The organism is Loktanella sp. SALINAS62, assembly GCF_018263905.1.
Lineage (GTDB): Bacteria > Pseudomonadota > Alphaproteobacteria > Rhodobacterales > Rhodobacteraceae > Loktanella.
Map to the genome: position 1 here is coordinate 72,461 of NZ_JAAFZU010000015.1, position 12,429 is coordinate 84,889.

General features: G+C 58.0%; 11 protein-coding genes and 2 pseudogenes. 5 read left to right on the forward strand and 8 right to left on the reverse strand.

Features of this window, described 5'->3' with window-relative positions; all coding sequences use genetic code 11:
- Positions 1-25: 25 nt before the first annotated feature.
- Positions 26-826, reverse strand: coding sequence for a thiocillin family RiPP (locus GZH79_RS06850; protein ID WP_211643044.1), 801 nt, complete (start codon positions 824-826; stop codon positions 26-28).
- Here GZH79_RS06850 and GZH79_RS06855 point away from each other — a divergent pair.
- The gene (locus GZH79_RS06855) at positions 825-1,028 is read left to right on the forward strand and encodes a hypothetical protein (RefSeq protein WP_211643045.1); all 204 of its coding nucleotides are present in this window, start codon (positions 825-827) and stop codon (positions 1,026-1,028) included. The genes GZH79_RS06850 and GZH79_RS06855 overlap by 2 nt on opposite strands.
- 786 nt (positions 1,029-1,814) lie before the next feature.
- Positions 1,815-1,919: pseudogene (locus tag GZH79_RS06860) on the forward strand (IS481 family transposase); the annotation flags it as partial.
- Between the two features lie 348 nt (positions 1,920-2,267).
- Here GZH79_RS06860 and GZH79_RS06865 read toward each other — a convergent pair.
- From GZH79_RS06865 to GZH79_RS06880, 4 genes are read right to left on the reverse strand one after another with little or no spacing between them, the layout of a single operon-like run.
- Positions 2,268-3,728 (reverse strand): hypothetical protein, encoded by a 1,461-nt coding sequence (locus GZH79_RS06865; protein WP_211643046.1) that lies wholly within the window; start codon positions 3,726-3,728, stop codon positions 2,268-2,270.
- Positions 3,725-4,486, reverse strand: a complete 762-nt coding sequence (locus tag GZH79_RS06870) for a methyltransferase domain-containing protein (RefSeq protein ID WP_211643047.1) — start codon at positions 4,484-4,486, stop codon at positions 3,725-3,727. The genes GZH79_RS06865 and GZH79_RS06870 overlap by 4 nt, the downstream gene beginning before the upstream one ends.
- Positions 4,487-4,501: 15 nt before the next feature.
- Positions 4,502-4,882 carry a GtrA family protein gene (locus tag GZH79_RS06875; protein WP_211643048.1) on the reverse strand — a complete coding sequence of 127 codons (381 nt, stop codon included), beginning with the start codon at positions 4,880-4,882 and terminating at the stop codon, positions 4,502-4,504.
- On the reverse strand, positions 4,882-5,832 hold the full coding sequence (locus GZH79_RS06880) for a glycosyltransferase family 2 protein (RefSeq protein WP_211643049.1): 951 nt from the start codon (positions 5,830-5,832) through the stop codon (positions 4,882-4,884). The genes GZH79_RS06875 and GZH79_RS06880 overlap by 1 nt, the downstream gene beginning before the upstream one ends.
- A gap of 428 nt (positions 5,833-6,260) precedes the next feature.
- On the opposite strand from GZH79_RS06880, the gene GZH79_RS06885 reads away from it, so the two are divergent.
- Both GZH79_RS06885 and tnpB read left to right on the forward strand, forming a co-directional pair.
- Positions 6,261-6,530, forward strand: coding sequence for a hypothetical protein (locus GZH79_RS06885; protein ID WP_211643050.1), 270 nt, complete (start codon positions 6,261-6,263; stop codon positions 6,528-6,530).
- Positions 6,527-6,874, forward strand: a pseudogene (tnpB, locus tag GZH79_RS06890) (IS66 family insertion sequence element accessory protein TnpB). Before GZH79_RS06885 ends, tnpB begins: the two are co-directional and overlap by 4 nt.
- Positions 6,875-7,007: 133 nt before the next feature.
- On the opposite strand, the gene GZH79_RS06895 reads toward tnpB, so the two are convergent.
- Together GZH79_RS06895 and GZH79_RS06900 are read right to left on the reverse strand one after the other, a co-directional pair.
- Entirely contained in the window at positions 7,008-7,415 is a 408-nt protein-coding gene (locus GZH79_RS06895; RefSeq protein ID WP_211643051.1) for a hypothetical protein, read from the reverse strand.
- A gap of 112 nt (positions 7,416-7,527) precedes the next feature.
- The gene (locus GZH79_RS06900; RefSeq protein ID WP_211643052.1) at positions 7,528-8,805 is read right to left on the reverse strand and encodes a hemolysin family protein; all 1,278 of its coding nucleotides are present in this window, start codon (positions 8,803-8,805) and stop codon (positions 7,528-7,530) included.
- A gap of 291 nt (positions 8,806-9,096) precedes the next feature.
- On the opposite strand from GZH79_RS06900, the gene GZH79_RS06905 reads away from it, so the two are divergent.
- Positions 9,097-9,258 carry a hypothetical protein gene (locus GZH79_RS06905; RefSeq protein ID WP_211643053.1) on the forward strand — a complete coding sequence of 54 codons (162 nt, stop codon included), beginning with the start codon at positions 9,097-9,099 and terminating at the stop codon, positions 9,256-9,258.
- Here the strand turns inward: GZH79_RS06905 and GZH79_RS06910 are convergent.
- A complete protein-coding gene (locus GZH79_RS06910) occupies positions 9,247-11,766 on the reverse strand; it encodes a cation:proton antiporter (RefSeq protein WP_211643054.1) in 2,520 nt (839 codons plus the stop codon). The genes GZH79_RS06905 and GZH79_RS06910 overlap by 12 nt on opposite strands.
- Positions 11,767-12,429: the final 663 nt, after the last annotated feature.

Here is a 12,429-nt window from a genome sequence, read left to right on the forward strand (position 1 = left end):
TGCCCGTATGTCCGGGATCCACGCATCACCAGATGGCAGAGCCGTAGCTGGCCCCGCCCATGCTCGGGCTACGCATCTGAAGGTTTCCCGCCGGCATGGTCCGCAGGTCCATCGGCGCCATCTGCAGCTTGGCCGCTGCGGCGCCGCTGCCGTAGGTTCCAGCCGATCCGACTGACCCCGCGCAACCGCCAAAGGTGCCCGCGCTTCCAAAGGTTCCAGCCGAACCCCAGCAATCGCCCGACATCGGATCAGCAGCGGGGCTGGGATCCATCATGCAGCCGCAATAGGTCGCGAATGACCCCATTGTCGCGCCCGACAGGCGGGTCGACATGGCCGGCGCCTGCATCATGGTGCCTGACATTTGTGTGACTGAACGCATCATCTGCGGCGCACGAATCTGCTCGGCCATGACGGCGCAGCCATAGGTGCCTGCGGTGGCCGCGGAACCGGCTGTACCGCCAATCGTGCCGAGCGAGCCGGCCGTGCCGAATGAGCCGACGCAGTCGCCCGACATCGGGTTGGCGGCATTCCAGCTAGCTGTCGTCGGCGTGGTGCCCGTGCAGGGGCCGGTCGTGGCCTGGCACGGCTCGCACATCATGTTAGAAATCTTGCGCAGATCGGTGCGCAATCCCGGCATGACAGCCTTGAGTTCATCACCGCCGCTGCCATAGGTTCCGGCAGAGCCGATCGATCCTGCACAGCCGCCAAAACTTCCCGCGCTGCCAAAGGTTCCGGCCGATCCCCAGCAATCGCCCGAAACAGGCGCGGTGCCATAGCTTCCGCCCGACAGGCGCATCGATGACACCGGTGGGGGTTGCGTCAGCATGCTGCCCGTCGTCGGCATGGATGACGCCTGGCAAGGCTGGGGGGCCGAACACGGAGAGATTGGCCTGATCGTGGCTTCGGGCCGGATGGTTGCTTCTGGACCGAAACTGGCCCTGATCGTGGCCTGCTGCGTTGCAACGGTGGGCCTGACCGAGGCCACGCACGGGCCTTCGTCGGGCAGCTTCGCACCCGCACATCCATAGGTTCCGGCGGTCGCCAAGGTGCCGGCGCAACCGCCAACACTGCCAACCGATCCTGCGGTTCCGATTGAGCCGACGCAATCACCAGCCAGAGTTCCGTTGCTACCTGAAGTATACATGTTCTGTCCTGTTTGCTGACAGTAAGGCGCAAAGCCTTGTCCTGCATTGGGGTTATCGCCACGTGCATCGGGGTTGACGCGGGTATCCGAACTATCGTTGCCAGGGGATGTGGTGCCGTAGGTGCCGGTCGCGTAGCAGCCACCCGCCGTCTGCACACTGCCTGAGCCGAAACAGGCACCGCTGGGACTGTCGTTTCCGGCATTCGGTGCCGGACCTGCCCCTAGCGGGGGTGCTTCTGCCGCCGATTTCAACATATCGAGTGCCGCCGAGAGTGACGGCACCAGCCCCGTTTCCGGGTCTATACCCTCGATATCGTCGACGCCGAATGCAGCAAATGCCGCCGGCAGATCGATTTCGATCGTTCTTGCAAAATCCGGATCCGACGCGCCCCGCGAAATGATCCGCGCCCATACAAGCTGTAATTCTCCAGCCGGGTCTGAAGGTGCATAATTCTCGGTGTCTTTCTTAGAAGCCATATAAAATAACCTCGCGATTCCAATTACTTGGGCCATCGAAAAGCACATTCACACGTTGAAAAAACGAATCTTTTTGTTTTCAGCGGCAGTTAAATCATAACACAAGTTGACGCTAGGTAAACTAATATTGTTGGTGGCACTCCACTCGCACGCAGTCAGAGCTATGACCTGCATGCACATCGGCGCTGCATCGTTGTAGCGGCATGCCATCTCACGGCTGCCCGAAGTGGATGACGACAAGCCAAAGCGGCAGAAGTTTAAGCGATACACCATCGGCTTTTTCTACATAGATATCGCCGCATCCAGTTCACCGCGCAAACTCGGCCCCGGAACACTGCAGGTTCGCGGCACATGCGATTCGACATTATGTACGAGGCGAAGGGTTCGATCATCACTAACCAAGCCCAACGCCCAAGAGACCACGTCTAGTTGGAACGATGGTACAGCACGATCAAGGTCACGACCGTCAGCGACACCACTACGAAAGCTCCGAACCGCCTCGCTGACATCACGTCGATTTATACAGTCGCTCTAGGGCTAAGATACTGAGCGGGCTTAGGCCCTAAGTATACATCTGCAAAATCCAGACATCAGAGCCAGACAGATTGATCGTCTATCCGAACCACCAGATGCCTGGACTGAACACCTAGTCAGATACCATACCCAAGCGGACTTTATCATCATGCCGCTGAACTTCAAATCTCATTGGTGGAACCAAGCCTGCGAATTGACGCGATGACCTGATGTTTTCGCAGTCACCCGGCGCGGTAAAGCAAAGCACGACTTCATGCCCGGTAAGTTGACGCACACGCGATGTCAGCGCGTCCCCAGATTGGATCCCGGCCATCTTGGCACTGTCTAGCGCCATGACATTACCGTACACAAAAACCGGACGCCTGATCTTTGGATCGACCTGCCCCAATGATGCGCCAAGCGCGCGCGTTTCTGTCATCCATGGGCGATAAATGGTGGTGTGATGGAAAGTAAGCAAGCTATAGCCGACCACCAGCAGCAGCGAGAGATTGCGCATCACACGCCCGCCCGAACCTGGGTTTCTGCTAAGAACGACCATCGCCCGCGAAACGATCACGGCATAGAAAACCCAGGCGAATAAGAAAGCACGCGGCGGGATAAAAACCCCAAGCTTGAGCACTTGCAGGACAATTAAAGTGATACCGACCCACAGACCAGCATGCAAGTAAAGCGCCTCGATTGGGGCGTGGCGGATCAAAACGCCCGTGGAAAAAACAAGCATAGCGAAATGAAAGTATATCAGGGTGTCATATTTGTAGGAAGTTACCGTTATAAACTTTTCAAACGTGCTTGAGAGCAGAGGCACGTTAGCTACCAATCCCGCGACACTGGTGGCAGGTGTTGCGTACCGCCAACTTGCAAGTGGCACGCCGAATTCCCCGTGGACCATCCAATTCAACGTGTAGGTCATGATAACTGCCGCGACAAAACTAGTTGCAAAGAGCGCAATCAGTCCAATCAAATCCCGAAGCGAACGGTCTTGCGTAAGCACCAAGCATACGGCCAGCAGAATAAGCGGGTAGACCGTGTAGGCCCAGAATGTGACGATCACAAACACAGGCAACAATGCGCGATGACTGCGTTGCGATATCCGGCATCCCAGTACCGCGTAAAGCGCAGTAATCCCGAGACCGAGGGTCAAGGTATTAAACCATGTTGCGATCAGGGTGGCGGGTGTTGCCACAAGAATGAACGACGCCAGTAAAATGGTGAGGAACGGCCGCCCCTCCCGCCCCATAGCAGCTACCGCAATAGACGCGGACAGGACAGCCCAGAGCATCTGATAGAGTGCAAAGTTGAGCCAAGCGGGCGTGCTAATCCCGCGCAGATGCCAAATGTAATTGATCCAGCGCCCTTCGTGCAGTGTCTTGGGCCAAAATATGTGCGCGTCACCGAACAAGGCAGGGTAGTCATCGTGCCGGATCATCGGATCCCAGAGATTGGGCAGATAAATCACGAATGCCAAAAGCACGGTAATCCCCACCACTTTAATAAGGGGGAGTGGTAAAGTACGATCAACGACCTGACGCTGTTTGGGCAGGGCGTAGCCTGTCAGTCCGTCGGGAAGGGTCATGCGATGACCTTTTTCCCGCCCGCGCGCGCTGCGATGATGCGGGCCCGGATCTGTGCGATGCGCGTGACCGTGCCTCTTGGCAAGCACGCGACCGCTGACCGGCGTAATTTCCAAAGCACGTCGCCACCGTTTTCCACGGCCAAACCTAGGGGTAACTCATGATCGGTGATGGTCTTTGGCAGCCCCACCCGGCCGGCGTCATTGACATAAAGGATGGTGTTGTAGCGGTACCAGGGTTCCACTTGACGATTCCCGGACAGATGGGGGCGGAGGCAGTCGTAGGCGGTGTAACCTTGGGCGGCAAAGAGGGTCTGCCAGAACAAAAGGGGTTGTTCGTTGACATGAAATTCGCCGCCCTGCCCCGTCACAGCTGCAGAAAATAGAACTCGGTCGGACGCGCGTGTCAAACTTTGCACGAGTGTATCCGACGCGCTTTTGGGCAGGTGTTCTCCGACTTCGAGGCTTTGCGCCAGATCGAACCGAGATCCAGTCAGGATAGGCGTGGTCAGGTCTGCGGCCATGAAATTTCGACGTGGAATGATCAGTTGATCGCGGTCCACATAATCGCCGTCAACAGCAAGCACTTCGATTGCCCCGGTTTTACGCCATTCATCAAGCCATACTCCGCGGCCTGCACCGAGGTCGATGACAGACTGAGGATTTAACTGAGGGCCGAGCAGGCCTAACACGTGTTGTGCAGAACGGCGCGCGCCTTGGTCGATGTAATCGAAGAAAGTATCAGAATAGATATGCGTCATGTAAAGTCGCTTTTTTCAGGTTGCGGGCTTGGAAAATACCCATAGCGTCATGAGAAAGAAGTTCTGGATCGGCAGGATGAGGGTAACGACAACGGCCGCAGCCCAAGGTTGTTGCTGAAAAGACGGAGCCAAGACCCCGGTCACAAGGGCGGACGTCGCAAACCCAGCAAAAATCATCAAACTAAAGCGCAGCATTTGGCGTGGATCGTTCAAGTCCCGCCGAAACGTAAACCGCGCCTGTCCACCATATTGGACCAGCACGACAAGGCCAAATGCCAGTGCGTTGGACGTGCCCTGCGTCAGCCCGACGCGTAGTAGCCCGAGGTACAGCGCCACATAAAGCAGGGCGACTCCTATTCCGACTGCTGCAAACGAAAATACGCGTCGCAAGGGCATCACCCCACTTTACGCAGCGGCAACAAGTCGGCGCTACGCGTGTCTTCTGCGACAAAGTAAAGCGGGCGGTTCTTTGTCTCGACGTAGAGACGTCCGATATATTCGCCCAGAATACCAAGCGTCAGGAGTTGGACGCCCGAAAACAGGCTGATTGCGAGCACTACCGATGCCCATCCTGGAGCGGTCTGATAGACAATTAACGAATGGGCCACATAGGCCATCATCAATGCAGAAAATCCAAGGCTTGCGAATGACATACGAGTCGCGAACTTCAGAGGCTTGGTGGAAAATGCCGTCATTGCGTCGACGGCAAATCCCAACATCTTGCGCAGCGGATATTTCGTTTCGCCCAATGCGCGCGGTGCACGCGCGTATTCGATTCCGATCTGTCTGAATCCCGCCCAAGCAAACATGCCTCGGACAAACCGGGCGCGCTCCGGCATTGACAGGACCGCATCTAGCGCCTTGCGGTTGACCAGCCTGTAGTCACCAGTGTCGCATGGAATATCCACGTCGGACATCGCGTTAAGCGCCCGGTAGAATATCCAAGCGGTCGCGCGCTTGAATGCCGTCTCGCCCTGCCGTTCGGCGCGCCGTCCGTAAACAATATCATACCCCCGGTCCATCAGGCCCATCATGTCATGGAGCAATTCCGGTGGATCCTGCAGGTCGGCGTCAAGCATAAATATCCGTTTGCCTCGTGCGGCTTCGAGACCGGCGGTCAATGCGATCTGATGGCCCCGATTGCCAGACAACCTAATGCCACGCAAACAAGAATAGCTTTGAGTTGCAGCCTCAATTTTCGTCCATGTCCGATCAGAGGATCCGTCATCGACCAACACGATTTCGGCGCTATCTCCGTAAGCCGCGATCACTTTAGCCAAGCGATCCGCCAGAATCGGTATGGACGCCTCTTCGTTCAGACAGGGCACGACCACGGATAAGAGCATCGAATCTGCCTCGCAAGTTTTTTTAATTTGGCGTCAAGACTGAAACTTAGCGAAAGATTGTGTCCAAATTTCGTAGTAAATGAGCAAAAACTAGGAGCCTTATCCCACGGCTTGATGGTTCGATCTTTTTCCACGCTTGGAAGGCCGTATTATCGGGCAACCACATCATGGTTGCGCCATGCCTACGCACGCCGTCAGAGCTGCAATAGAATAATAGCAATCTGCGATCTTGCGTAAGCGCCCCGTTGATACCGCAGCTTATGCGGCTTGATTATCCGTCACGGATACCACTGGCGTGAGCTACTCCCCAATTGTTGGACAGGATTTGGCGTAAATTAAGCTACTCTTTGCTCCTGCTGATCGGGTTGGGTTGTTTCATTTCGCTGCCAATAGACCACGGCCGGTGGTTTGCCGCCACGGTGACACAGGTGGCGCAGCGTCACGAAATCACGCGCCAGCAGATCTATGCGTGGCGGCATGAACTGAAGGGCCTGTGGTCGCCCGATGCCGGGGCGCTTTTATGTCCGTTGGACTTGCCATTTGCGGGCGGAGTGCCGGTGAAGCATGTCACGGTCGCCGAGGCACCGCCATCGAGTGTGGTTGAATTGCGCTTGCGAGGCGGACGCAGTCTGCACTTTGACAGCACGACCGATCCGGTCGCCCTGACGGCGCTGATCCGCACGGTGGAGGCGGCATGATCGGTCCTGGCACAGGCGTTCGCGTGTATCTGGCGTGTGGTGTGACGGATCTGCGCAAGAGGATCGCAGGTCTGGCGGCGCTGGCTCAGGACGGGTTGCGACAAAAGCCCGCCAGTGGGGCGGAGTTTGCGTTTCGGGGCCGTCGGGGTGATCGGATCGAGCATCTGTTCTGGGATGGGCAGGGATTTTGCCTCTACTAGAAGGTGCTTGAGCGGGGTTGATTTGTGTGGCCGAGTGCCGAGGACAGCGCGGTGCGACTGACCTCCGCGCAACTTGCGATGCTGCGGGAAGGGATTGATTGGCGGCGTCCGGACTGGGGTGCTCCGCCTGCGCGGGTAGAGTAATTCTGCCACCGGATATGCGTTATTTATATAGTTCCATCGACCTGATTTTTGGTAGTCAGGCGCATGTCGAAACCTGCTGAAAATCTGACATGAATCGAGAAACACGATTGTCCTTCGGCAGAACGCTCCAAAGTCACGCGGCAGCCTTCATTTGCGAGAGGCAATGCTCCGCAATCCGCGAGCGGGTCGTTGTCCACAGACTGTCGTCTCCGGCGCAGAGGGAGGCGATCCTGTCGATTGCCCAAGCCGCGGCAGGTCGGCCGTAGCAATGTCCATGCGCGAAGACGTCGAGGATGATGGTCTCGGGCGGTTGCGTCTTGATGCCGCCGACGGCCTCGACAAAGAGCTCGACGAACTGCCCAGGTGTGCGGCCGAATCGCATGGCGTGGGGCAGATCGTTGAACTCGACCGACATAGGAATGGCGAGGATCTCTCCCTCCGGGAAGATCTGCCTATAAGGCAAATCGCGGTCCAGCGCGTCGCCATGCCAGCGGTATCCTGTGCGGACGAGACGTCTCTGGCTGTCGACCGAAGATGTCACACGGGGGCTTATCCAGCCGGTCGGGCGGACCCCTTGACTCAGATCCTGCAGTGCGGCGCGTCATAGCACGCTATCGTTGCATAGTAAGAAATTTCACCAAGTCAGTCATAAATCATCTTGCACGCGATACCAAAAGCTTGTCGATCCGCCGTCCATCAAGATCAATGACTTCAATGATCCAGCCTTGTAAGCTGAGGATCTGGCCGACTTCCGGCAAATGCCCGATCTCTTCCAGCACCAGACCGGCCACCGTCTCGAAATCCCGAGCGGCGTCAATGTCCAGCACCAGTATTTCCGCAAACTCGTCAACCGGCATCCACCCCGCGACCAGATAGGACCCGTCGGCGCGGGTCACTATCTTGGGTTCGTCGGTGATGTGATCGGGGAATTCGCCTGCGATAGCCGTTAGCACGTCCATCGGCGTGATGATCCCCTCGAAATGGCCATATTCGTCATAGACCAGCACCATATGCGCGGGCGCGGTGCGCAGACGATCCACGACTTCGAGCGCGCTTTGACCATCGCGCACCACGGGGGCTTCGCGCAGCAAGGCGCGCAGATCGAAAGGTTCGTTCATCAAGGCCGGTGCGAGGATGTCGCGCGTCGTCAACACACCGATGATGTTGTCAACTTCTCCATCCCAGACCGGCACGCGCGACCGGCTCAGATCATGCAAACCTTTTAGCAATGCCACCTTGTCGATGCTGGCATCCAGTGTCTCGACCTCGTTGCGCGGTGTCATCAGGCCGCGCGCGCTGCGGTCTGCCACACGCATTACACCGGCGATCATCTGGCTTTCTGCATGTTTCATCGCGCCCGAGCTTTCGGCTTCGGCGATGATCAGGCGCACTTCCTCGTCGCTCACACCCCGTGATTGTTCACTGGATTGTCCGAGCAATCGCAGCACCAGCTTGCCCGAACCGTCAAGCACCCAAATCAGCGGCGCCGCCACCCGCGCGATGATCCGCATCATCGGCGCCACCCGCGCGGCGACAAGTTCTGGCGCGCGCAGGGCGATCTGCTTGGGAACCAGCTCGCCCACAATCAGCGAAAGGTAAGTGATGGCCACCACCACCGAACCAACGCCGAGCGGCTGTGCCAAAGCGGCTGGCACTCCCGCGTCCAGCAGGGTGGCCGCCAGACGCGCGCCGAGCGTCGCACCCGAGAAAGCCCCGGCGAGGATGCCGACCAGTGTAATCCCGATCTGCACGCTGGACAGGAAACGCCCTGGATCCTCAGCCAGCCGCATCGCCGTTGCTGCCCCTTTGCTCCCCTTGTCCGCCAGCATCTTGAGCCGTGCCGGACGCGCCGACACGATAGCGAGTTCCGACATTGCCAATAGACCGTTGATCAGCGTCAGCAGGATCACGATCGCGATTTCGAAATACATTCTGTCCTTCTTGCCGGATCATCCAGCAGTTGATGTGGTGCTAAATTAGAGTGTTGTGATGCTGATGGCTACCGCAGGCCTGTAATATATGATGATGAGACCATGATGGGTGCGCATCATCTCCTGTCTGCTGGTGGCGGACCCACTATGCGTGGTTTTCGTTTCATATGTCGGTGTCAGACTGGCAGATCACAAGATCGGTCGGGACATCTTTTGGACCCTTCGCTAGCGCCGACATTATTTCTCGGGCCGGCTTGTTACGGATCGGTCGATACACAGATCAGCTTCAGAATGAAGCCGATCATCCGGCCTGTGGGGATCTTCCTCGTCGCAGGTTTGATTGGCCTGTTCTCTCGCGGTCAAGCACTGGTGCGCGGCAGCGTCGGGATCGCGCGCGACTTTCGATCCAAGCAAATTCTCATGGTCTGGAAAGGCTGCTTTTTATGTGCGTGACCCTTCACCCTCCGGCAGAATAAAGTTTTCGCGCGCAATACCTCGCTTCTCGGCGCTGGTCTCTACGGCCTTTCTCACGGCTGCGCTCCGTTCCATCAGACGCCTGAACCGCTCTTCGTCCAGCACCAGAAACGTGGAAGGGGCAATCGCACGCACCTCGTTTCTGCGGGGACGGTTCATCAGGATCGCGATCTGACCGAACATTTCCCCACGCCCAAGGCGCCAGGTCTGGCCTGCCGTTTCCAGTTCGACTGCGCCAGAGGCAATGAAAAACACGCTCTTCGCCGGGTTGTCCTTGCTGACTATGACATCGCCCGCGTTGACGTAGCGCGTCTGAAAAGCCCGTCCCAGCCGCTTCACACCGGCCTCGTCCAATTCCGAAAAGAGCGGGAACTGTCGTACGAGTTCAAGGCGCTGGAGCGCGATATCAAGATGTGGCCGGTGCTCTGCAGCCGCGCGTCGCAAAGACAGATCTTCCATTAACTTGGTACGGACTTCGGCCCCGATCAGGCCGTCCTCGTGCATTATCGCGTATTCGCGTTCCTCGAGCCGAAGGGCTGTCCTTCGGATGAACCGACGCTCCAGTTCTTCGGCGTAGCCGGGATACTGCAGACGAAGACCCTCCAGCGCGGTTTCGACCGCCTCGATCCGACGGGACAGAAGCTCGCGCAGAAGATCTGCCAAGCGCCGACCATGAATCCGACGCATACGACCATCGATGAAGGCCGCGAGATCCCGCAGCACCAAGCGCTGTGACAAGAGCATTTCAAATCGATCCGCCGTCATCCGCGCAAGCGGACCAGACACGTGAAGCCTGTTGTGTAGAAAAACTGCTGCCCGGAACGTTCGCCCGTATGCAACGCTGCGTCGCGCGGCGCGCACGTAACCGCTGCGTCCGCCAGTGCGCGCGCCTTCGATCAGCCTGTCAGAATTCGTCAAAACCTGTTCCGCCATCCGGGCAGAAATCGTCCGTTCGCGTACCCGGGCCAGGATCGTGTCTCGCTCGTGCCCCGCCAGCGCGATCAGCCCCAGTGTTACCCGGTCTCGATCGAGGATATCGGCGCTGTCTTCGGCGGTCTTGACGGCCTCGTCCAGCCGATCCGCAAAGCGTTTCGCCTCGGAGCGGACGATATCATGGCTGAGGTCATAGTTTTCGGTGGTGCGGGCCACATCCTCGCGGACGGTCTGAAGAGCAACGGCAACTACCTGACGCGACAGTGCCTGATCGATGGGGGTGAGCTGGTCCAGCCCCAGACGTCCGATGACCCAGCGCAGCGTTGTCCCCTGCACAATCAAGGTAAAAAGCGTGAAGCCAGTGGCAAGGATGCCAACCACGCGCTGAATGTCGTCGGGCACACGAAAGCTCTCCGTCACTGCAAGGGCAAGCGCCAGCGTGACGGCACCTCGCAAACCGCCCCACAGGATCGCTACGCGGTAGGGACGCTCTACGGCGGGCGACAAGCGCAGGACCGTCAGTAGGGGCAACAAGCCGAACAGCACCACCAGTCGCGCTGCAATCGCGGCAAGTATCACCACCCCGATCAGCAAGAAGTCCTCGATACGGACCTCTTCCAACAGGCGCGGGATCAGGAGCGCGGCAAGGATGAAGATCAGCGCACCGGCCCAATGTGCAAGCACCTCCCAAAGTTCGCGCAGGTTTGCCCAGGCCTGCGGCGCTATGCGTCCCGGTCCAGTCAGGTTTAGCGTAAGCCCGGCGGAAACCACCGCGATCACACCCGACGCCCCGATACTTTGTTCGGCACCGATATAAGCCAGATACGGGAGCGACACCGAAATCGAGATCTGTGCAAGCTCGTGGCTGTTGAAAAGGGACATGACCCAGACCGCGACCCTTGCGACCAGCCATCCAGTGAACGCGCCACCCGCAATCAGGACCGGGAAACGGGCCAAGGCATTTCCCAGTTCGGGATCTGGAATACCCAGCATCACGAAGCCCATGAAAAGTCCGAAAAGTGCGATGGCCGCCGCGTCGTTCAAAAGGCTTTCGCCCTCGATAATTCGTGCCAGTCGACGTGGCGCCGAAATTGACCGAAAGATCGAGACAACGGCCGATGGGTCCGTGGTCGACACGATGGCTCCGACCAGCAGACATGCCACAAGTGGCAGGGCGCTGGCCCATGACAGCGCATAGCCTACGCTGAACGTCGCCACGACCACCGCAACGACGGCAAGAACGATAATGGGTACCCAATCGTCCAGCATCCGTCGCAGATTCATGCCAAGCGTCGCCTGAAACAGAAGTGTCGGCAAAAAGACATAGAGGAACACATTGGACCGGATCGGAAGGTCAAGGATCGCCTCTGCCACCGGGTTCAGAGCATCGGTGAGGTTGGTCCGCAAAAAGAAGATAGCACCCACACCGATCAGGATGCCAACGACAGCGAGGATCACCGTATAGGGCAACCGTAACCGGCCGGCCAAAGGCTCTGCCAGCCCAATGACGAGAAAGAGCGATGCGATGACTGTTGTAATAACGACGATGTCCATAGTGCTGAAATAACACAAGGATCGCCGAGCGCACGAGGCAATGGCCAAATCGGCGAGCTTGGCTTTACTTCAGACAGGGGCAAGAGTTGGATTGAACGCTAAACGCACATCTATCGTGATGAAAAAACTGGCGCTGTTGTTCAAAAACCGAGGGTCTTGGGCGGTCGCTGTATTCTCACATTGGCACGGCCGAAGCGCGTTCATACTTCGCGGTCTCACCGGATCTTGCCCCTAGAAAATGCTGCGCGATGCACGGACGACCGGTTGGTGACGCTGCACTGCAAATTTGAAACCGCACGCGAATGGCCGGTAAGGGCCGTTCCCGACGATGGCTCAACTGTCAGCCGAGATGCCCAAATCGGTGTGACGATGATGGGTAGGATTGTTGACCCCGATGCAGCGGCACCCTAAAGCATCCCCATCAGCATACGCACCATTTCTAGGACATCGTCACGATTGACGAGCCATTCCTCCCCCCAACTAGCTGCTAAGATGTCCCGCACACCGACCACAGAAGTGATGGGGCGGGATGGGATGGCTGGCGCACGGTGGCTTAGGATCAGCCCACACTCTCCACTGACCTGCCACTGAACTTTCATCCGGCGGGAACCGGAGCCCTTTGGGTTGATAGGCCTATTTGCGCAGGTGGAGCAACCGACATCC

Bases quoted from the DNA above. Each gene is read 5' to 3' on its own strand.
- GZH79_RS06910 (WP_211643054.1), bottom strand. From the start codon at position 11,766: ATGGACATCGTCGTTATTACAACAGTCATCGCATCGCTCTTTCTCGTC.
- GZH79_RS06870 (WP_211643047.1), bottom strand. From the start codon at position 4,486: ATGACGCATATCTATTCTGATACTTTCTTCGATTACATCGACCAAGGC.
- GZH79_RS06875 (WP_211643048.1), bottom strand. From the start codon at position 4,882: ATGCCCTTGCGACGCGTATTTTCGTTTGCAGCAGTCGGAATAGGAGTC.
- GZH79_RS06855 (WP_211643045.1), top strand. From the start codon at position 825: ATGCTGCCCGTCGTCGGCATGGATGACGCCTGGCAAGGCTGGGGGGCC.
- GZH79_RS06880 (WP_211643049.1), bottom strand. From the start codon at position 5,832: ATGCTCTTATCCGTGGTCGTGCCCTGTCTGAACGAAGAGGCGTCCATA.
- GZH79_RS06900 (WP_211643052.1), bottom strand. From the start codon at position 8,805: ATGTATTTCGAAATCGCGATCGTGATCCTGCTGACGCTGATCAACGGT.
- GZH79_RS06850 (WP_211643044.1), bottom strand. From the start codon at position 826: ATGCTGACGCAACCCCCACCGGTGTCATCGATGCGCCTGTCGGGCGGA.
- GZH79_RS06905 (WP_211643053.1), top strand. From the start codon at position 9,097: ATGAAGCCGATCATCCGGCCTGTGGGGATCTTCCTCGTCGCAGGTTTG.
- GZH79_RS06865 (WP_211643046.1), bottom strand. From the start codon at position 3,728: ATGACCCTTCCCGACGGACTGACAGGCTACGCCCTGCCCAAACAGCGT.